Source organism: Methylophilus sp. E2MeOHC9 (assembly GCF_058744375.1).
Map to the genome: position 1 here is coordinate 815,832 of NZ_CP196024.1, position 19,478 is coordinate 835,309.

Consider the following 19,478-nt stretch of genomic DNA (forward strand, 5'->3'; position numbering starts at 1 on the left):
CATCAACATCATTACTTGAATATTTTTTTAATAAAGTGGCGTGCATCTCTCTCTAATGGGCACTTCTCAAAATGATGGCCAACGAACCCCAGGTTTTGCACCGGGATTAAATTAGCAACACTGATGACTAAATCAGCAGCTTCGGGATGCTCTGTTTCAACTTCCAAGGACCAGAGTTTTCTACCACCTTTAGGGGTGAAGCTGGATAAAGGCAAACTGCCGGTACCATCATTGGTGATCAGTTCGACTACATTTCTCGCTTGATTACCGAGTGAAATATAAGACCGGATCGCCCCAAAATACATCACCGGATAGTGCTTCTTTTGCCTGCCGCCAAAAAAAGTATAGGTAGTGACAACGATCTGCTTGCTGGCCTTATTGATCAGTATTTTCTTTTTTGAAGCGATGTGCACACGCCTGGCCCCATAGACGGCGAGCATGAGCGTCACAAACAGCAGGGCTTGAGTGACTACGTTGAAGCCTTTACCCAGATAGTTTGCAATCGTTAAAAACAGCAGGGTAACAAGCAATAAAACAGGTTGGGCTTTAAGCGTACCCTTGGCAGGGGTTATTAATAATTCGGTCATACAGCCCTAGCAAAAATTCAGCAACACCTGCACATGTCAGCACGATACATTTGGCTGATAGAGGTTGCGATGCGTGTATTAGCACGCATTTAATCATGCCGATACTTTAAACTTAAAAGTGTTAATTATGTTTTTATTTGATGAAATTTCACGCTTTCAACCAGCGCCCAATCCAGGTTTCCGGCATCTCGGTGCCGGTGACGATGTAATGCAGTGTTTTGATGTCATACATGACATACCGCTGTATCGATTTTGCCTGATCCATCCCGCAACACAAGATTTTGTCTCCTATCTGCAGCGGCGTAGAAAGCTCGGGTAACATGGATTTTTGTTCACCTCGCACCAGCATCAAGGGCACAACCGGCATCTCGTGCCGCTGCCCGGAAGGGCTCATCACCAGGTGCTTGAGAGTAGGTTGCAAGCCTTGTTGCATCAATGAGCAGACGGCAAATGCCATCTCACCCTCGATGGTGATATCCCAGGTATCGGGCACCTGCTCACCCAATTTGGACACCAGTTGCGCAATCACCGCATTAGCCCAGGCATTGGTTTGATGCCTGGCATTTGCCAGAAATTCAGCCAGCATGGGCGACACCATATAAGACAAGCAAGTATGCGCAATCACGTCACTAGGCTGCATGGTGATATCGGCATTAAAGTGGTCGAACAGCGGATCGTTATGGCGTTTGTTTTTGCGGATAATCACGAATAGTTCGGGATTCACCTCCAGCGCCGTCATCACAATCGACAGGTTATTAATGTCGTTATCGGTGCCTGCGACGATACCTATGGCGTGTTCTATGCCAGCTTGTTGCAAGACATGTGACTCCACGCCACTGCCGACAATACAGTCCTCACATTGCGTGCCTTCCGGGTCCGCCTCAATAATGGTCACGTCCATGGCGCCATTTTGCAAACTACTCACTACCGACTTGCCAAAGCGGCCAAAACCACAGGCGATCCACTTGCCCTTGGGGATAGCTGCCGGCGGCGCAATGGCATCACCCGGCGCCATGGTCAGCCATTCATGTAGCAGGTAAGTCCCCAGCGCATTGAGCCGCATGGCCAGATGCTCACCAAAGATCTTATAAGGGTTAATGATATGGTCAGTGCCAAAAGACGCCATATTGGCGGCCACCACATCATTTTCCACCCTGGCCAGTACCGGCAGTTCTGGCTTGATCAGCTTGATGGCGACCGAGATGGCCAGGTTGGCATGATCATCATCGGTGAGGGCAGCCACACCACGGCACATGGGGTTCTTGATGCCGGCAAACAACAGTACTTCAGACAGTTTGGCATCGGCACACAAGTGCGGAACATAAAACTGGTAATCGGTCATTTCCAGTTCATTGATGCGCTCCGGTGAAATCTCCAGCACCACCACCCGCAATTCATTTCTATCCAGGGCACGCACCAGTTCACTACCGGTTTCACCATAGCCGCAAATCAGGTAGAACGGCTCCATCAGGTTACACACATCGCGCTTAAACCTGGCCGTTTTGATCGCCTGTTTGAGGGTAGCCTCCTGAAACAGGGCAATAATCGCCCCTATCGCATAAAACCAGGCAATCACCGTGAAATAAATCGAGAAGGTCATCCACATGCGTTGATGGCCGGTGAACGGGTAGGGGATCTCGCCAAAACCGATGGTGGTCGCGGTATAACTCAGGATATAAAACGCGTCGAAGAAACGCAGGTGATAAACCTGGCCATGATCATCCGCGCCGGGAATCAGCACAAAACCGATCAGCGCAATGGCATAGCTGATAATCACCATCAGCAGCGGCGCACGCATGCGCCGCAGAATCAGGAAGATGATCTGATTGAGGTTCATCGCTTGAATATCACTAGCGGCGCAGGGTGACGGTTTCGTAAATCAGCAGGATCACCGAAGTCACATTCGCCAGGAAAGCCCCGCCAGACAGCGACACAATACCGACAATCACTTCTGCCTCGGTGGATTGTGTACCGGCAGCGGTCCAGATAATCGCGGCGGCGATCAACTGCAGATCAGCCACCAGGCTGGTGGCGAGATGGATAGCGCCTATCTGCGTACGATCGCCAAATTTCAGCACAGTCGCAATCAGGTTGACCACAATCGCGGCATATAACTCATAATGCAAGTGGTGTTTGGGATTATCAATTTGCCCGACAAAAAAACCAAAATTGAGCGTCATGGCTAAAATAATAAAAAAACCAAAGATCACTTTTTCCAGATTCATGATTGTTTCCCCGTATTGTTTTATGGCATTCTAACCCAACCATTTTCTCCTGTAACTTTTATGCAACAAGCAACTCCATCCCATCTACGTATCGTCATCACCGGCGCCTCCAGTGGTATCGGCCAGGCATTGGCTAAAGCGTATGCCCGCCGCTACGGCGCGCACTGTACCTTGGCTTTGATAGGGCGCAAACAGCACGCGCTGACCACCCTGCAAAATGAAATCACCGCTACTTTTGGCAGCCAGGCGCATTGCTATACGGCTGATGTGCGTGATGCCGCGCGTATGCAAGCAATTGCACACACATTTCTTGCCGAGGTCGGCACCCCGCATATTGTCATTGGCAATGCCGGGGTCAGCCGGGGCACACTGACGGAATATCAGGAGGATATCGCCGCCTTCCAGGCCGTGTTTGATACCAATGTGATGGGGCTGGTGCACACCTTCCAGCCGTTTATCGCCGCCATGAAAGCAGTTGCAGGGCAAGGTGAGCCTGCGCAACTGGTAGGCATCGCCAGCGTGGCAGGGATACGCGGTTTGCCGGGTTCCGGGGCTTACAGCGCCAGCAAAGCAGCAGCCATCACCTATCTGGAAAGCCTGCGCGTCGAAATGCAGCTGCATCATATCGGCGTCACCACCATCTCGCCCGGCTACATCCGCACGCCGATGACAGATATCAACACCTATGCCATGCCCTTTTTGATGGATGTGGATGTATTTGCCGACAAAGCATTGCAGGCGATTAACGCAGGCAAGCGTTATACCGTGATCCCCTGGCAAATGGGCATCGTCGCGCGCCTGTTACGCCTGATCCCGGCCTGGCTGTGGGACTATCTGACGAAAAAAGCCCCGCACAAAGAGAGGCTTTAACTCAAGAGAGCGATTGATCAGGTCAAATCTTTAATTGTTTCGGTCGTGCCATTGTTCTTGACTGAGGCGATGCCTTTATCGCGCGCATCAGCTGAGGAGTACATCTGGCTGGTACCGATGATCTGGCTATTCCCTGCCAGTAAATTGAAATAAGGGCTGCCATCTTTGGCGACCAGTTTTTGATAGCGCTCATCCGCAGGACTATTTTTCTGCACAGACTCAATGCCATTTTGTGCAGCGGCTTTGGTCGTATACTGCTCGCTTCTCAGAATAGTCTCCGCATTACCGGCCTTCAGTGCAAAACTAAACTGACCATTTGCTGCACTTTTTGTAAGTTCAAACCAACCTGCCATCGCTCGCTCCTTTTATTTCATGAATAAAGAAATTCCTACAAATAACGCATGACTATCATGAACAATGTTGTTTTATTTGTAAACAATCCCTTTCTAAAAAATCTCGCGTTCGATCATGTGTATGCTTTAAATCATACTGATCAGTACCGGTGCCAAAAAAATCCCATTCAATGAATGGGATTTTTGTTTTAGCGTGCAATCGGTTTGTATCGGATACGTTTGGGCTTGGCGCCTTCTTCACCCAGGCGCTTCTTCTTATCAGCTTCGTATTCCTGATAGTTGCCGTTGAAAAACGTCCATTGTGAATCACCTTCCGCCGCCAGGATGTGGGTTGCAATCCGGTCCAGGAACCAGCGGTCATGCGAGGTCACCAATACGCAACCGGAGAACTCCAACAATGCATCTTCCAGCGCACGCAGAGTTTCCACATCCAGGTCATTTGAGGGTTCATCGAGCAGCAACACGTTAGCACCTGAAATCAGGGTTTTTGCCAGGTGCAGGCGGCCACGCTCACCGCCTGACAGTTGGCCGACGATCTTCTGCTGGTCACCGCCTTTAAAGTTAAAGCGGCCGATATAGGCACGGCTAGGCATTTCGAATTTGCCCACCGTTAATATATCCAGGCCACCAGAAATAGCTTCGAATACCGTTTTATCGTTATCCAGCCCTTCACGGCTTTGGTCTACCGCTGCCAGCTGCACGGTTGGGCCTGTGATGATTTCACCGCTATCTGGTTGCTCTTTGCCTTGCAGCATGCGGAACAGGGTAGATTTACCGGCACCGTTAGGGCCGATGACGCCGACGATCGCACCTGGCGGAATGCTGAAGGACAGGTTATCGATCAGCAGGCGGTCACCAAAGCCTTTGGAGACATTGTTGAACTCAATGACCTGGTTACCCAGGCGCTCACCTGGTGGAATAAAGATTTCCTGGGTTTCGTTGCGGCGCTGGTACTCGACACCGGACATTTCTTCATAGCGGGCCAGACGCGCCTTGCTTTTGCTCTGGCGTGCCTTGGCACCCTGGCGCACCCATTCCAGCTCTTGCTTCATGGCCTTGCGGTGAGCATCTTCCTGTTTGTGTTCCTGGGCCAGGCGCTCTTCTTTCTGTTCCAGCCAGTTGGAATAATTACCTTTCCACGGAATGCCTTCGCCACGATCCAGTTCCAGGATCCACTCGGCGGCATTATCCAAGAAGTAGCGATCATGCGTGACGGCAACGACGGTGCCGGGGAAGCGCACCAGGAACTGCTCCAGCCAATCGACAGATTCAGCATCCAAGTGGTTGGTCGGTTCGTCCAGCAGCAGCATGTCAGGCCGGGAGAGCAACAATTTGCATAAGGCGACGCGGCGTTTTTCACCGCCTGATAAAGGACCGATTTTGGCATCCCACGGCGGCAGGCGCAGCGCATCGGCGGCGATTTCCAGCTGTTGCTCGACATCGCTACCGCTGGCAGTCAGGATATTTTCATATTTGGCTTGTTCTTCGGCCAGCTTGTCAAAATCGGCATCCGGCTCCGCGTAGGCGGCGTAGATTTCTTCCAGCTTTTGCTTGGCTTCCATCACGGCACCCAGGCCAGCTTCCACTTCCTGGCGTACGGTTTTTTCCGCATCCAGTTCAGGCTCCTGTGGCAGGTAGCCGATGGAAATATTCGGCTGCCATTGCACTTCACCTTCATAATCCTTGTCAGCCCCGGCCATGATACGCAAGACGGTCGATTTACCGGAACCGTTCAGGCCCAGCAGCCCGATTTTGGCCCCGGGGAAGAAAGACAGAGAAATGTTTTTGATGATCTGCCGTTTAGGCGGCACGATTTTGCTCACGCGGAGCATGGACATCACATATTGGGCCATAGGATTTGCAAGCCTTCAAAAAATTCTAAAAACGTATTTTAATACGCATCACCCAACTGCGCTTGGTTAAACGCAAAACCAATGCGGTATTCAGCATGCGCATATGAAAAAAGGGCCCGGCGGGCCCTTTTTTATCGCTGGCTGATTAAGCCGCTTTTTGCTCAATGAAGCTTGAGACATTGGATTGCACTTGCGTGCCGATTTCGATTTTGCGCGGTTTGAGCGCTTCTGGAATTTCTCGCACCAGGGCAATACTCAATAAGCCATTCTCCAGGTTGGCGCCAGTGACTTTGACGTGATCGGCCAATTGGAATTTATGCTCAAAATCGCGGTTGGCGATGCCTCGGTGCAGGAAAGTGGTTTCCTGCTCTTTTTTGGCTTTGCGGCCAGTCACGCGTAAGGTTTGGTGTTCGGTTTCTATTTCCAGCTCGTTGAGCTGGAAGCCGGCGATGGCCATGACAATTTTGTAGGCGTTTTCATCGACCAGTTCGATGTTATAAGGCGGGTAGCTGATTTCGTTTTCGCTGCGCTGGCCGTCGTTGAGCATTTTTGCCAAACGATCAAAACCAATGGCAGTGCGGTAGAGTGGGGTTAAGTCATAAGTACGCATACGTTTATCCTTTTAAAATTAAGCGATTAACTTGAATCACAGACCTCAAACTGCAAGCATCTGTGATTTCAATATGGGAATGCGCCTGATTTTTTCAAGTGGATAAATGCGCGCGTTTTCTAAACGCCTAACTTTTCAGTCCAGGCCAAGGCTTCCATATGGCACTGGTTTACTTTCTCCGGGTTGAGCTGCAACATCTCAGCCAGATGCAGGATTTGATCACTGTTGGCATCTTCGCAAGCTTCAGTCAGCTTGAGGAAAGGACCAAAAATGCCTGATCGTTCTGTCAGTGCATCGACAATCTGTTCCGGTAGCTGCAGTTTGTCCAGAATGTCTTCCATCGGCACCTTCAGCATGACATCCAACAGCGAAAATACGCCGACCACAAACAGGTTGTCGCGGTCTTTTTTATCAAAGAAAGGCTCGCCGAGTAACTCGGTCAGGCGGCCCCGCGTGATCGATGTTTTCATCAGGGCAGGGGAGGTGCTGTTATTGCCTGCAGTAACCATTAACAAGGTGAGCCAGCGATAGAGCTGGTTACGCCCAAGGATAGTTAAAGCATGCCCTATCGATTGCACTTCGCAAGACAAGCCAAAGCCGACAGAATTAATGTAGCGCAAGAGCTTGTAACTAAGCGTGGTATCGCGTTTGAAACCGTTTTCAATATCTCTGTTATCCGCTTCCTGGCTGACCAGGTTCAATAAATTCAATACACCTTCAAAACTGGGGTTTATGACCTTGGCATTCAGGTTTTCTGGCCTGGCGTAAAAGTAGCCCTGAAACTGCTGGTAACCTGCTTCCTGCAAACTCTTGAACTGTGCGTTTTGTTCTACTTTTTCTGCAATCAGCTTGCAGTCAGGTTTTTGATATTTCTTTAGCCATGCTTTGGCTTCTTCGATATCCACATCGCGCATATCCAGCTTGATGTAATCGGCTATGCTCACCAAAGCTTCCAGTTGCGGGTAGCGTTGCGGATTATCCAGCGCGATTCTGAATTTTGCGGCTTTCAGCGCCTGGCAACGTGCAATGATTTCAGTCGTCACATCGACCTGGCGCACGATCTCCAGCACCGTTTTTTCGGCTGGCATTAACTCGAGGAACTCGCTGTTGAGCATGACATGATCGACATTGATAAATGCCAGCTGCTGGCCCAGCAGCCAGCTTTCATGCATTTCATCCATGGTGGTGGAGAGAATTTTGGCGCAGGTCTGGATATCTTCTTCAAACGGCGTATCACTGCCGTCGGATTCTTTCCTGAAAAAGAATTCGTAGCCAATGATTTCCTGCTTGTCATTAACAATAGGCTGGCGCCCGATAATACTCTGCTGTGATGTGGTCATGACTACATTTCCTAATTAGCACCGTGTAACCGGTGGCTAGTGTACAAATACTAGTACCAATGACAAGTGTAAGTGAAAGCAATCTACTTCTTAATTGTAAAAAGGCCCCAATTGCTGGGGCTTTTCTAGGTTTGGGTTTATTCTACGGTGACGCTTTTGGCCAGGTTACGTGGTTTATCCACATCCGTCCCTTTAAGCAAGGCCGCATGATAGGCCAGCAATTGCACCGGGATCACATGCAGGATAGGTGACAGTACGCCTACATGCCGTGGCGTACGAATCACATGTACACCTTCAGACGCATTGAAGTGACTGTCAGCGTCAGCAAACACAAATAACTCACCACCGCGCGCCTTTACTTCCTGCATATTGGATTTCACTTTTTCCAGCAGTGCGTCGTTAGGCGCAATCACCACCACCGGCATATTGCTATCTACCAATGCCAGCGGGCCATGTTTCAGTTCGCCCGCGGGATAGGCTTCGGCGTGGATGTAGGAGATTTCCTTGAGCTTGAGTGCCCCTTCCATCGCGATCGGGAAATGTACGCCACGGCCCAAGAACAATGCATGCTCTTTATCGCCAAATCTAGCGGCCCATTCACGGATTTGCGGTTCGAGGTTGAGGGCGATTTGCACGCTGCTTGTTAATTGGCGCAAGTCGGTCAGGTAGGCCTGCTCTTGCTCGGCTGCCAATAAGCCACGTTCTTTCGCTAACGTCACCGAAAGCACAAACAGTGCAATCAACTGCGTAGTAAACGCCTTGGTGCTGGCAACGCCGATTTCAGCCCCGGCGCGGGTGTAGAAAATCAGTGACGACGCCCGTGGAATAGCGCTTTCCTGCACATTACATATTGCCAGGCTGTATGGATGCCCCAGTTTTTGCGCATGTTTGAGCGCTTCCATGGTATCCAGTGTTTCGCCAGATTGCGAGATAGTGACCACTAACTGTTTAGGATTAGGCACTGAATCGCGATAGCGGTATTCACTGGCGATTTCTACCGAGGTAGGGATTCTGGCGATGCTTTCCAGCCAGTATTTAGCGGTGAGGCCGGCGTAATAGCTGGTGCCTGCCGCCAAAATTAACACGCTATCTATTTGCCGGAAAATATCGGCAGCAGCAGTGCCAAACAACTCACTTCTAAAAGCACCATCATCAATCAACGCTTCTATCGTATCGCTGATGGCGCGTGGTTGTTCATGGATCTCTTTCTGCATGAAGTGGCTGTAAGGGCCGAGCTCTAGCGAGGCCAGCGATACATCACTCATATGCACTTTACGTTGCACCGTTTCGCCTTGCCTGTCATAAATGACTACCGCATCGGTACTTAACGTGGCGACATCACCATCTTCAAGGTAAATCACTTTACGTGTCGCAGACAATACCGCAGACACATCAGAAGCGACAAAATTCTCCTGCTCACCCAAGCCAATCAACAACGGGCAACCCAGGCGGGCAACCACTAATTGCCTGGGATTATCCAGAACGACAGCACTGATGGCATAAGCGCCGGTCAGTTCATTGATCGCCTGTTGCACCGCTTTCAATAAATCTTTGGTCTGCTGGTAATAATAGTGCACCAGATGCGCAATGACTTCAGTATCTGTCTGTGAATAAAACTGGTAGCCTAATGCCGTCAGGCGGTCACGCTGTTCGTCGTGGTTTTCAATAATGCCGTTATGTACCACTGCGATCTGCGCATTATCCTGCCCTGGCGAGACATGCGGGTGCGCATTCTGCTCAGTCACGCCGCCGTGAGTGGCCCAACGCGTATGACCGATGCCGATATGACTCTGTAAGCCTTGTGCTTTGTTCTCAAGCTCAGCCACGCGGCCAACCGAACGCACACGCTCAATCTGCTGGTTGAGCACTGCAATCCCTGCTGAGTCATAGCCCCTATACTCAAGGCGGCTCAAGCCCTCTATGAGTAATGGAACGATATTTCTGTTTGCTACCGCACCGACAATGCCACACATACGCTTATTTTTTCACCTTTTGTGGACGTTTCCATCCTTGAATTGAACGTTGCTCACGGGCACGACACAGGGTCAGTGAGTCAGCCGGGACATGTTTAGTAATGGTTGAACCTGCCGCAATGGTAGCGCCTTTGCCGACGGTCACCGGGGCAACCAGTTGCGTATCAGAGCCGACAAATACATCATCTTCGATAATGGTCTTATGTTTGTTCGCACCATCGTAATTGCAAGTGATCACGCCAGCGCCGATATTCACATTGGCACCAATGCTGGCATCGCCGACATAACTTAAGTGATTAACCTTGCTGCCGAGGCCTATCGTTGCATTTTTAATTTCAACAAAATTGCCTACATGGGTTTCAGCCGCGAGCTGGGTTCCCGGCCGCAACCGTGCAAACGGGCCGATTTTGCTGTGTTGGCCTATAGTCGCATCATCAATATGGGTGAATGCCGCCAGCCTGCTGCCTTTGGCAATCACGGCATTCCTGATCACGCATTGCGGGCCTATCTGTACATCATCTTCAATGACGACATTGCCTTCAAAGACGCAATTGATATCAATCAGCACATCACGGCCACACGAAAGTTGACCGCGGATATCAATGCGGCTGGCATCCAGCAAAGTCACGCCTTGCGTCATCAACGCGGTTGCCTGGCGCAGCTGGTGTTGTCTTTCAATCTGTTGCAGGTCGATTTTGGAATTAATGCCAGTCACTGACCAGGCGTCTGCCACGACTTGCGGCAATACAGCACGGCCTTCATTGACTGATAATGCGATGATATCGGTCAGGTAATATTCCTGCTGTGCATTATCGTTTTTAATCTGTGCCAACCAGCTTTTCAATTGCACATTGGGCATGGCCATAATGCCCGTATTCACTTCCTGGATAGACCGTTGCGCTTCGCTGGCATCTTTATGTTCAACAATCGCTAAAACTTCATTATTGCCATTGCGGACAATCCGGCCATACCCCGTAGGGTCATCCTTGATAAACGTTTGTACGACCAGGTGCTGGTTGGCCTGCTGCAACATTTGCTGACAGGCAGCGACATCTACTAAGGGTACGTCGCCTAGCAAGATCAGTGTTGCGCCATTATCGTCCAGCAAGGGCAGGGCCTGTTGTACCGCATGCCCAGTGCCTAGCTGCTCGGCTTGTAACACCCATTGCAGATCTTCACCTGATATTTGCTGCTGCACCTGTTCGCCGCCAAAACCATACACGACAATGATTTTTTGCGGGTTGAGCTGCCGTGCGGCATCAATCACATGCTGCAAAATCGGCTTGCCACCCACGGCATGTAATACTTTAGGCAAGTCCGAACGCATACGCGTCCCTTTACCGGCTGCCAGGATAATAATATTCAGGTCACTCATACCGTTATTTTAGCTTAGAAATAAAAGGGATGGCATTTTAGCTCAGCAACAAAAAAGGCGACTCGAGAGCCGCCTGTTTTTTGTTTTGCACTTGCTTAGTGTACAGATTTACGCAATTTCTGGATTGCCTGAATTTGTGCCACCGCTTCGGCCAATTCAGCTTGCGCTGCTGCATAATCAATTTCAGAAGAACGATTTTTCAAGGCTTCTTCTGCGGCTTCTTTCGCAGCAATCGCTTTGGCTTCGTCCAGATCCTGGCCGCGGATCGCAGTATCAGCCAACACAGTGATCACACCTGGTTGCACTTCCAGCATGCCGCCAGAAATATAAATCACGGTTTCATCTTTGTCAGCCGACTGCTTGATACGCAAAGCACCTGGCTTGATAGTTGTGATCATAGGCGCATGGTTAGGGTAGATACCTACTTCACCAGCACCTGCTGGCGCCACGACAAATTCAGCTTCGCCGGAGAAGATTGATTCTTCCGCGCTTACTACATCGATATGCACAGTATTTGCCATAATGTTCTCTTTTCTATTTCACTGAAAGAAACAAGCAGGGATAAAATCGCCTGCTTGTATTCATACACACATTAGTTCAGTGTTTTAGCTTTCTCAACAGCTTCTTCGATACCACCCACCATGTAGAACGCTTGCTCAGGCAAGTGATCGTATTCGCCGGCAACAATCGCTTTGAAGCCTTTGATGGTTTCTTTCAATGGTACGTATTTGCCTGGTGCGCCAGTAAATACTTCAGCCACGTGGAAAGGTTGTGACAGGAAACGCTGGATTTTACGTGCACGGCCTACAGACAGTTTGTCTTCTGGTGACAATTCATCCATACCCAGAATCGCGATAATGTCGCGCAATTCTTTGTAGCGTTGCAGTGTTTGTTGAACGCTACGTGCCACGTTGTAATGCTCTTCACCAACAACCAGTGGATCCAGCTGACGTGAGGTTGAATCCAGTGGGTCAACCGCTGGGTAAATACCCAGGGAAGCAATGTCACGTGACAACACAACGGTGGAATCCAAATGCTGGAAAGTCGTCGCTGGTGATGGATCGGTCAAGTCATCCGCTGGTACGTAAACCGCTTGGATAGAAGTAATGGAACCCACTTTAGTTGAAGTAATACGCTCTTGCAAACGGCCCATTTCATCAGCCAGGGTAGGTTGGTAACCTACGGCTGAAGGCATACGGCCCAGCAACGCAGATACTTCAGTACCGGCCAGTGTGTAACGGTAGATGTTATCCACGAAGAACAATACGTCACGGCCTTCATCACGGAATTTTTCAGCCATGGTCAAACCTGACAAAGCGACGCGCAGACGGTTGCCTGGAGGCTCGTTCATCTGGCCGAACACCATCGCTACTTTTGATTCTTTCATGTTATCCAGCTTGATAACACCTGCATCTGCCATCTCGTGGTAGAAGTCGTTACCTTCACGGGTACGCTCACCTACACCGGCAAACACGGATAAACCGGAGTGCTGTTTAGCGATGTTGTTGATCAGTTCCAGCATGTTAACGGTTTTACCTACACCGGCACCACCGAACAGGCCCACTTTACCGCCTTTAGCGAACGGGCAAACCAGGTCAATCACCTTAATACCTGTTTCTAACAGGTCAACAGAAGGGGACAGCTCTTCAAAAGCAGGGGCTTTCTGGTGGATAGAACGGAATTCTGTAGAATCGATTGGACCGACTTCGTCGATTGGGCGACCCAATACGTCCATGATACGGCCCAGTGTGCCTTCACCCACTGGTACAGAAATCGCTGCGCCAGTATTTTTGAATGCGGTACCACGCGCCAGACCATCTGAGGAACCCATGGCAATGGTACGTACCACGCCGTCACCCAGCTGTTGTTGCACTTCCAGTGTCAAACCGGCTTCTGCATTGGAGTTTTTGTCATCGATGATCAACGCATCGAATACTCTAGGCATTTGATCGCGTGGAAATTCCACGTCAACCACAGCGCCAATACACTGCACTACTTTACCTGTTACTACTTGATTTGCCTTTGCCATTTTCTTTTCCTAACTGTATGAGTCAGATCTAATTGAATTCTTTCACTTGCGCTTGATGCGCGCGCCTTAGGACGAAACTGCTGCCGCACCGCCGACGATTTCTGAAATCTCTTTGGTGATCGCAGCCTGACGGGCTTTGTTGTACACCAGTTTCAGTTCGCCGATCACGCTCTTCGCGTTGTCGGATGCAGACTTCATCGCCACCATACGTGCAGATTGTTCTGACGCCATGTTTTCGGCCACTGCGTTGTAAATCAGTGATTCGATATAACGTGTCATCAATTCATCCACCACTGGTTTAGCTTCCGGCTCATAGATGTAATCCCAATGGCCATTCGGGCTGCCCAGTTGCTCACCAGACAATGGCAGCAGTTGCTGCATGGTCGGTTCTTGCTTCATGGTATTGATGAATTTGGTATAGCAGATGTAAAGCTGATCGATTTCACCGGCAATATAAGCATCCAGCATCACTTTGATGCTACCGATCAGTTTTTCCAGATGCGGTGTATCGCCCAGACCAGTGATATGTGATTTCACCTGTGCGCCGATACGGTTCATAAAGCCATAGCCTTTGTTACCAATCGCGCTGACGCTGATGCCTTTGCCTTCAGCTTCCCAGGCTTTCATCTGGTTCAGCGACAAACGCAATACGTTGGTATTCAAACCACCGCACAGGCCTTTATCTGAACTGACCACAATCAGACCGATATTTTTCACCACATCGCGCTTGATCAGAAACGGATGTCTATACTCGGATTGAGCAAAGGAGAGGTGAGCAGCCACATTACGGATTTTATCCGCATACGGGCGCGAAGCACGCATTCTTTCCTGCGCTTTACGCATTTTAGAAGCGGCCACCATCTCCATCGCCTTGGTGATCTTGCGTGTATTTTCTACACTCTTGATCTTGGTTCTAATCTCTTTACTACCTGCCATGTTAGGTTCCTAAGTCGAAGTGTCAGAGATTAATAAGCGTTAGTTGCTTTGAAATCTTGAATCGCAGCTTCCAATGCTTTCTCGTTGTCGCCACTCAGATCTTTACTGGAATCAATCGCGTCGATGATGTTCTTGTACTTGGAGTTCAAGAAACCATGCAATGCGTTTTCAAATGCCAGCACCTTGTTGGTTGGTACATCGTCAAAGTAACCTTTGTTTGCTGCAAACAAGCTTACGCCCATCGCTGCAACGCTCAATGGTGAGTACTGTGCCTGTTTCATCAACTCGGTAAACATACGACCGCGGTCCAGCTGTTTACGGGTTGCTTCATCCAGGTCAGACGCAAACTGCGCAAACGCAGCCAGTTCACGGTACTGTGCCAATGCCAGACGTACACCGCCACCCAGTTTCTTGATGATCTTGGTTTGTGCAGCACCACCTACGCGGGATACTGAAATACCGGCGTTGATCGCTGGACGCACACCTGCGTTGAACAAGTCAGTTTCCAGGAAGATCTGGCCATCGGTAATCGAGATCACGTTAGTTGGCACGAATGCAGATACGTCACCAGCCTGGGTTTCAATCACTGGCAATGCAGTCAATGAACCTGTTTTGCCTTTGACTTTGCCTTCAGTGAATTTTTCTACATATTCTTCGTTTACACGCGCAGCACGCTCTAACAAACGTGAGTGGATGTAGAACACGTCACCTGGGTAAGCTTCACGGCCTGGTGGGCGGCGCAGCAACAGGGAGATCTGACGGTAAGCAACCGCTTGTTTTGACAAGTCATCGTAAACGATCAGTGCATCTTCACCACGGTCACGGAAATATTCGCCCATGGTACAACCGGCGTAAGGCGCCAGGAATTGCAATGCAGCAGAGTCAGAAGCAGAAGCAGCCACGATAATGGTGTAAGCCATCGCGCCGTGCTCTTCCAATTTGCGCACCACGTTAGCAATGGTAGAAGCTTTCTGACCAATCGCAACGTAGATACAGGTCATGTTCTGACCCTTCTGGTTGATGATCGCATCAACAGCCACCGCTGTTTTACCAGTCTGACGGTCACCAATGATCAATTCACGTTGGCCACGACCTACCGGTACCATGGAGTCGATAGACTTCAGGCCAGTTTGCACTGGTTGTGACACAGATTTACGCGCAATCACGCCTGGCGCAATTTTTTCAATCTTGTCTGTCAGTTTGGTATTGACCGGGCCTTTACCATCAATCGGTTGGCCCAGTGAGTTCACTACACGGCCAATCAGTTCCGGGCCAACTGGTACTTCCAGAATACGACCGGTACATTTACATACGTCACCTTCGGTGATGTGCTCGTAGTCACCCAGCACAACGGCACCAACGGAGTCACGCTCCAGGTTCAATGCCAAACCAAATGTGTTGCCTGGAAACTCAATCATCTCGCCAGCCATGACATTGGACAAACCGTGAATACGCACAATGCCGTCTGTCACAGAAATCACAGTACCTTGGGTACGCGCTTCAGCGGTAGTAGAGAAGTTTTCCAAACGGCTCTTAATGAGCTCGCTAATCTCTGATGTTGATAACTGCATTTAAATCTCCTATGCCTTATGCTGTGAGCGTATAGGCTAAATTTTGTAACTGACCTTGGACAGACGCGTCGATGACCGTGTCGCCAACAATAATTTTGATGCCGCCGATGATTTCCGGATCTACGGATACGCTTGCTTCAATCTTCTTGCCGAACTTGGCTTCCAGACGTTTGATCAAATCTTTAGTCTGCGCAGCTGTCAGTTTTGCAGCAGCAATAATTTGAGCGTCCAGCGTGCCTTCATCTTGCGCTTTCAAAGCCTCAAAAGCTTCAGCAATAGCAGGCAATAAGGATAAACGGCCGTATTCAACCAAAATCTTGATTAAATTTTGCCCATGATCGTCAAGATTGTCACCACCCACCTTGAGGAATGCCGCTTCAATATCAGCAGCATTCAGTTTGGGGCTGTCAATCAGCGTTTTCATGTGTACATCTGATGCAACTGCCGCAGAAAATGCCAGCATTTCGGACCATTTTGCCAATGCCTTTTTTTCTTTGCCTAACTTGTAGGCGGCAACGGCATAAGGCCTTGCAATGGTTGAGAGTTCAGCCATGTTTTATCCTTATAGTTCCGCAGCAAGTTTAGACAACATCTCGCTATGTGCCTTGGCATCGATCTCTTTGCGCAGGATTTTTTCTGCACCGGCCACAGCCAATGTAGAAACTTGAGCGCGCAGGCCTTCTTTAGCGCGGTTCACTTCCTGATCAATCTCGGCTTTGGCACCAGCAATAATGCGATCACCTTCAGCTTTGGCATTACCCTTAGCTTCATCGATGATCTGCGCAGCGCGTTTTTCAGCTTGCCCAATAATCTCACTTGCTTTTTGTTTTGCTTCATTCAGTGTCGCGTCAGATTTCTTAGCCGCTACTTCCAAGGCACTTCTACCTTCTTGAGCAGCAGCCAAACCATCCGCGATCTCCTTTTGGCGCGCTTCGATCGCTTTTAACAGCGGCGGCCAAACGAATTTCACTGTGAACCAAATCAACACTGCAAATGCGATAGCTTGCGCGATGAGTGTGAAATTAATATTCATTTTTGATCCATCTTACTGGGTTGTTGAAAGGTTTAAGTCACTACTTAAACCCTACCTGGCGTGAATTACTGTGTAACAACGCTCAACAATGGGTTTGCGAATGCAAACATCATGGCCAAACCAACACCGATAATGAAGGACGCGTCGATCAAACCCAACAGCAGGAATACTTTACCTTGCAAAGCTGGGATCATTTCTGGTTGACGTGCAGCACCTTCTAGGAAACTTGCACACATAATACCAATACCGATACAGGCACCTGCAGCGCCCAAACCGATGATCAAACCGATACCAATGCCTGTGTAGGCCTGAATCAATGCTAAAGCTTCCATTATGTATTACCCTCTCTTATATTAAGAAATAAAAACAACTACAAAATTAATAACCAAAAACTTGAAACTAGTGCGATTCATGCGCCATGGCCAGGTAGACCACAGTCAGCATCATGAAAATAAACGCTTGCAGAGCCACAATCAGGATGTGGAAGATAGACCAGCCAGCACCCAGCACTGCACCTGCGATTGTCCCGGTGATGCCTGTGGCTGCCCACAGACCCAATAACAGGAAAATGACTTCACCGGCATACATGTTGCCGAACAAACGCAATGAGTGGGAAAGTGGTTTTGAAACGTATTCGATGAGGTTAAAAGCGAAGTTTGCGACGAATAACAACGGGCTTAAAACGAGACCAATAAAGCCAAGAAAGCTTTTCGGTTTGAAGAATTTGGCAGAACCGAACGGGGCACAGAACAATTCGTGGATCCAGCCGCCCAGGCCTTTGGCCTTGATCGAGAAGAAAATCATCAGGAACCAGACCGCCAGCGCTAACGCAAAAGTCGTGTTGATATCTGAGGTTGGCACTGCACGCCAGTGATCGAAACCTAAGGCATGGATGAATTTGGCAAAGATGTCGACCGGCAGGAAGTCCATGGCATTCATGGCAAACACCCACAGGAAAACGGTCAGTGCTGTTGGTGCGATAAAACTGTGTCTGTCACCGTGGAAAATGTTTTTTACTTGGTCATCGATAAAACCAAACACTAATTCAACGAAAGCCTGGCGCTTGCTTGGCACGCCAGACGTTGCACCGCGTGCGACCCACCAGACCAGACCCATCACGACAAAACCCAGGATAACTGACATCGCCAGCGTATCCACATGCAAGGTCCAGAAACTGGTATCACCAACAGATTGGGCGTTAAAACCCAGGTGATGCTGGATGTAGCTGGAAGGAGTCAGCGCGTGTTCTGCTTGTTGTGTGTGTTCGGTTGTCATAATCTCAAACTATTTTTTTAAAATAAACGTGTCTACACAGGGGTTTGCGATTTTGCCAGGGCAGCACCCGAGAAGAGGGCAGCGGCCGCCAGACCGGCAATCAGTGCAAACGGCACCAACGATTGATACAACTTGAATACCGCCAATAAAATAATGGCAATAATCAGAATTTTTACTGCTTCAGCCTTAAGCAGGTTCAACAATACATCTGTCGCCTGCGTTTTAGACTGACCTCTTGCTGCGATTCTTGCGGCAAACCAGGCACCTACTATCACCGCCGTACCACCAAACAATGCTGAAACACCTGCGGGAAATCCGGAGATCAAACTCGCTGCGATCGTTACAGCAGCCGTTGCCATCACTTGCCAACGCAGCATATTGCGGTACATTTGTGCGTCGGAGAGGCTGGTTTCCGGTGTGGTCATGGGGTTTAACTGCAAAAAATCAAGGCAAATTGCTACAAAGACGCGAGATTTTGAATTATTCACCGTGTGAAGTCAAGCTTTCAACACGACATAACTGCCTGAATGTGCTGGAAAAATCCTACACCAGGCTAAAATTTTGCTTTTTGCCGGAACTTTTGCTTATTTGCCCGTGAGTTTTGCTATCCAATCATCCAGCTGGTCTAAATTTGCATAGCTCAGTTTCAGCACACCGGAACCATTGGTTTTAGCGCTGATATTCACGCCGGCACCCAACTGCTCACTCAATTGTGTTTGCAGGGAAGCGATATCCGGCTGCTCATTTTCCTTGGCTTTCTTTTTCCCGCCCGGTGCTTGTTGCATCAGACGCTCGACTTCGCGTACAGATAAGCCATCCTGCACTACTTTATTCGCCAACAGGATTTGCTGGGCTGGCTCAACGCCTACCAATGCCCTGGCGTGACCCATATCAATCTGGTTATCCAGCAGCATATCCTGCACCATCGGTGTCAGTGTCAGCAGGCGCAACAAGTTGGAAACCGCTACGCGGGAGCGACCAACGGCTTCAGCGGCTTTTTCATGCGTCATGTCAAATTCATCAATCAGGCGTTTGATGCCCATGGCTTCTTCAAGCGGATTGAGGTTTTCGCGCTGGATGTTTTCAATCAGCGCCATTGCCAGTGCCGCTTCATCAGCGATCTCGCGCACCAATACCGGCACTTCAGTCAGCCCGGCTTTTTGCGACGCGCGCCAGCGGCGTTCGCCGGCGATGATCTCAAATTTATCCTCAGCAATTTCTCGCACCAGGATAGGTTGCATGATGCCCTGCGTGCGTATGGAATCGGCCAGCGTCTGTAAGGCCTCTTCATTCATATATGAACGAGGCTGATATTTGCCCGGCTGTAGCTGGCTGACATGCAGCGTACGTAACGTGTCCGATTGAGCGATGGTTTCTACATCACCGGATAACAATGCATCAAGTCCACGTCCGAGTCCTTTGAGCTTAACCATACTGCTGATTCCTTG

General features: G+C 49.6%; 20 protein-coding genes. 1 reads left to right on the top strand and 19 read right to left on the bottom strand.

Annotated features, from left to right (window positions below; all coding sequences use genetic code 11):
- Positions 1-11: 11 nt before the first annotated feature.
- The 3 genes from ACSSVF_RS03950 to ACSSVF_RS03960 all read right to left on the bottom strand — a co-directional run bounded on the left by ACSSVF_RS03950 (position 12) and on the right by ACSSVF_RS03960 (position 2,812).
- Complete coding sequence (locus ACSSVF_RS03950) at positions 12-587, bottom strand: hypothetical protein (RefSeq protein ID WP_492405637.1); 576 nt, start codon at positions 585-587, stop codon at positions 12-14.
- A 148-nt stretch (positions 588-735) separates the two neighbouring features.
- Positions 736-2,424 (bottom strand): potassium channel family protein, encoded by a 1,689-nt coding sequence (locus ACSSVF_RS03955; RefSeq protein WP_492405639.1) that lies wholly within the window; start codon positions 2,422-2,424, stop codon positions 736-738.
- A gap of 13 nt (positions 2,425-2,437) precedes the next feature.
- Entirely contained in the window at positions 2,438-2,812 is a 375-nt protein-coding gene (locus ACSSVF_RS03960; RefSeq protein ID WP_442585147.1) for a DUF6394 family protein, read from the bottom strand.
- 60 nt (positions 2,813-2,872) lie between these two features.
- On the opposite strand from ACSSVF_RS03960, the gene ACSSVF_RS03965 reads away from it, so the two are divergent.
- Positions 2,873-3,682, top strand: coding sequence for an SDR family oxidoreductase (locus ACSSVF_RS03965; RefSeq protein ID WP_492405641.1), 810 nt, complete (start codon positions 2,873-2,875; stop codon positions 3,680-3,682).
- Positions 3,683-3,699: 17 nt separating this feature from the next.
- On the opposite strand, the gene ACSSVF_RS03970 is transcribed toward ACSSVF_RS03965, so the two are convergent.
- The 16 genes from ACSSVF_RS03970 to ACSSVF_RS04045 form a co-directional block, all read right to left on the bottom strand.
- Complete coding sequence (locus tag ACSSVF_RS03970) at positions 3,700-4,035, bottom strand: YegP family protein (RefSeq protein WP_492405643.1); 336 nt, start codon at positions 4,033-4,035, stop codon at positions 3,700-3,702.
- A 188-nt stretch (positions 4,036-4,223) separates the two neighbouring features.
- Positions 4,224-5,888: an energy-dependent translational throttle protein EttA gene (ettA, locus tag ACSSVF_RS03975; protein WP_492405645.1), complete on the bottom strand. Its 1,665-nt coding sequence runs from the start codon at positions 5,886-5,888 to the stop codon at positions 4,224-4,226.
- Between the two features lie 145 nt (positions 5,889-6,033).
- A complete protein-coding gene (locus ACSSVF_RS03980; RefSeq protein ID WP_492405647.1) occupies positions 6,034-6,498 on the bottom strand; it encodes an Hsp20 family protein in 465 nt (154 codons plus the stop codon).
- Positions 6,499-6,617: 119 nt separating this feature from the next.
- Positions 6,618-7,838, bottom strand: coding sequence for an EAL and HDOD domain-containing protein (locus tag ACSSVF_RS03985; protein WP_492405649.1), 1,221 nt, complete (start codon positions 7,836-7,838; stop codon positions 6,618-6,620).
- 137 nt (positions 7,839-7,975) lie between these two features.
- Positions 7,976-9,811: a glutamine--fructose-6-phosphate transaminase (isomerizing) gene (gene glmS, locus ACSSVF_RS03990; RefSeq protein ID WP_492405651.1), complete on the bottom strand. Its 1,836-nt coding sequence runs from the start codon at positions 9,809-9,811 to the stop codon at positions 7,976-7,978.
- A gap of 4 nt (positions 9,812-9,815) precedes the next feature.
- Entirely contained in the window at positions 9,816-11,186 is a 1,371-nt protein-coding gene (glmU, locus tag ACSSVF_RS03995) for a bifunctional UDP-N-acetylglucosamine diphosphorylase/glucosamine-1-phosphate N-acetyltransferase GlmU (protein WP_492405652.1), read from the bottom strand.
- Positions 11,187-11,281: 95 nt separating this feature from the next.
- Positions 11,282-11,707, bottom strand: a complete 426-nt coding sequence (locus tag ACSSVF_RS04000; protein ID WP_492405654.1) for a F0F1 ATP synthase subunit epsilon — start codon at positions 11,705-11,707, stop codon at positions 11,282-11,284.
- A 71-nt stretch (positions 11,708-11,778) separates the two neighbouring features.
- Entirely contained in the window at positions 11,779-13,215 is a 1,437-nt protein-coding gene (gene atpD, locus ACSSVF_RS04005) for a F0F1 ATP synthase subunit beta (protein ID WP_492405656.1), read from the bottom strand.
- A 66-nt stretch (positions 13,216-13,281) separates the two neighbouring features.
- A complete protein-coding gene (gene atpG, locus ACSSVF_RS04010) occupies positions 13,282-14,151 on the bottom strand; it encodes a F0F1 ATP synthase subunit gamma (protein ID WP_492405658.1) in 870 nt (289 codons plus the stop codon).
- Positions 14,152-14,180: 29 nt separating this feature from the next.
- Positions 14,181-15,722, bottom strand: a complete 1,542-nt coding sequence (gene atpA / locus ACSSVF_RS04015; protein ID WP_492405660.1) for a F0F1 ATP synthase subunit alpha — start codon at positions 15,720-15,722, stop codon at positions 14,181-14,183.
- Between the two features lie 16 nt (positions 15,723-15,738).
- Entirely contained in the window at positions 15,739-16,275 is a 537-nt protein-coding gene (locus ACSSVF_RS04020; RefSeq protein WP_492405661.1) for a F0F1 ATP synthase subunit delta, read from the bottom strand.
- A gap of 9 nt (positions 16,276-16,284) precedes the next feature.
- Positions 16,285-16,755, bottom strand: a complete 471-nt coding sequence (locus ACSSVF_RS04025; protein ID WP_444700691.1) for a F0F1 ATP synthase subunit B — start codon at positions 16,753-16,755, stop codon at positions 16,285-16,287.
- A gap of 65 nt (positions 16,756-16,820) precedes the next feature.
- The gene (atpE, locus tag ACSSVF_RS04030) at positions 16,821-17,087 is read right to left on the bottom strand and encodes a F0F1 ATP synthase subunit C (protein ID WP_492405663.1); all 267 of its coding nucleotides are present in this window, start codon (positions 17,085-17,087) and stop codon (positions 16,821-16,823) included.
- Positions 17,088-17,154: 67 nt separating this feature from the next.
- Entirely contained in the window at positions 17,155-18,030 is an 876-nt protein-coding gene (gene atpB, locus ACSSVF_RS04035) for a F0F1 ATP synthase subunit A (protein WP_492405665.1), read from the bottom strand.
- A 32-nt stretch (positions 18,031-18,062) separates the two neighbouring features.
- A complete protein-coding gene (locus ACSSVF_RS04040; RefSeq protein ID WP_492405667.1) occupies positions 18,063-18,455 on the bottom strand; it encodes an ATP synthase subunit I in 393 nt (130 codons plus the stop codon).
- Between the two features lie 159 nt (positions 18,456-18,614).
- A complete protein-coding gene (locus ACSSVF_RS04045) occupies positions 18,615-19,463 on the bottom strand; it encodes a ParB/RepB/Spo0J family partition protein (protein ID WP_492405669.1) in 849 nt (282 codons plus the stop codon).
- Positions 19,464-19,478 lie beyond the last annotated feature (15 nt).

Bases quoted from the DNA above. Each gene is read 5' to 3' on its own strand.
- ACSSVF_RS04040 (WP_492405667.1), bottom strand. From the start codon at position 18,455: ATGACCACACCGGAAACCAGCCTCTCCGACGCACAAATGTACCGCAAT.
- glmS (WP_492405651.1), bottom strand. From the start codon at position 9,811: ATGTGTGGCATTGTCGGTGCGGTAGCAAACAGAAATATCGTTCCATTA.
- atpE (WP_492405663.1), bottom strand. From the start codon at position 17,087: ATGGAAGCTTTAGCATTGATTCAGGCCTACACAGGCATTGGTATCGGT.
- ACSSVF_RS03980 (WP_492405647.1), bottom strand. From the start codon at position 6,498: ATGCGTACTTATGACTTAACCCCACTCTACCGCACTGCCATTGGTTTT.
- atpD (WP_492405656.1), bottom strand. From the start codon at position 13,215: ATGGCAAAGGCAAATCAAGTAGTAACAGGTAAAGTAGTGCAGTGTATT.
- atpA (WP_492405660.1), bottom strand. From the start codon at position 15,722: ATGCAGTTATCAACATCAGAGATTAGCGAGCTCATTAAGAGCCGTTTG.
- ACSSVF_RS04000 (WP_492405654.1), bottom strand. From the start codon at position 11,707: ATGGCAAATACTGTGCATATCGATGTAGTAAGCGCGGAAGAATCAATC.
- ACSSVF_RS03950 (WP_492405637.1), bottom strand. From the start codon at position 587: ATGACCGAATTATTAATAACCCCTGCCAAGGGTACGCTTAAAGCCCAA.
- ettA (WP_492405645.1), bottom strand. From the start codon at position 5,888: ATGGCCCAATATGTGATGTCCATGCTCCGCGTGAGCAAAATCGTGCCG.
- ACSSVF_RS03955 (WP_492405639.1), bottom strand. From the start codon at position 2,424: ATGAACCTCAATCAGATCATCTTCCTGATTCTGCGGCGCATGCGTGCG.
- ACSSVF_RS03970 (WP_492405643.1), bottom strand. From the start codon at position 4,035: ATGGCAGGTTGGTTTGAACTTACAAAAAGTGCAGCAAATGGTCAGTTT.
- ACSSVF_RS04045 (WP_492405669.1), bottom strand. From the start codon at position 19,463: ATGGTTAAGCTCAAAGGACTCGGACGTGGACTTGATGCATTGTTATCC.
- glmU (WP_492405652.1), bottom strand. From the start codon at position 11,186: ATGAGTGACCTGAATATTATTATCCTGGCAGCCGGTAAAGGGACGCGT.
- ACSSVF_RS04025 (WP_444700691.1), bottom strand. From the start codon at position 16,755: ATGAATATTAATTTCACACTCATCGCGCAAGCTATCGCATTTGCAGTG.
- ACSSVF_RS03965 (WP_492405641.1), top strand. From the start codon at position 2,873: ATGCAACAAGCAACTCCATCCCATCTACGTATCGTCATCACCGGCGCC.
- ACSSVF_RS03960 (WP_442585147.1), bottom strand. From the start codon at position 2,812: ATGAATCTGGAAAAAGTGATCTTTGGTTTTTTTATTATTTTAGCCATG.
- atpG (WP_492405658.1), bottom strand. From the start codon at position 14,151: ATGGCAGGTAGTAAAGAGATTAGAACCAAGATCAAGAGTGTAGAAAAT.
- atpB (WP_492405665.1), bottom strand. From the start codon at position 18,030: ATGACAACCGAACACACACAACAAGCAGAACACGCGCTGACTCCTTCC.
- ACSSVF_RS04020 (WP_492405661.1), bottom strand. From the start codon at position 16,275: ATGGCTGAACTCTCAACCATTGCAAGGCCTTATGCCGTTGCCGCCTAC.
- ACSSVF_RS03985 (WP_492405649.1), bottom strand. From the start codon at position 7,838: ATGACCACATCACAGCAGAGTATTATCGGGCGCCAGCCTATTGTTAAT.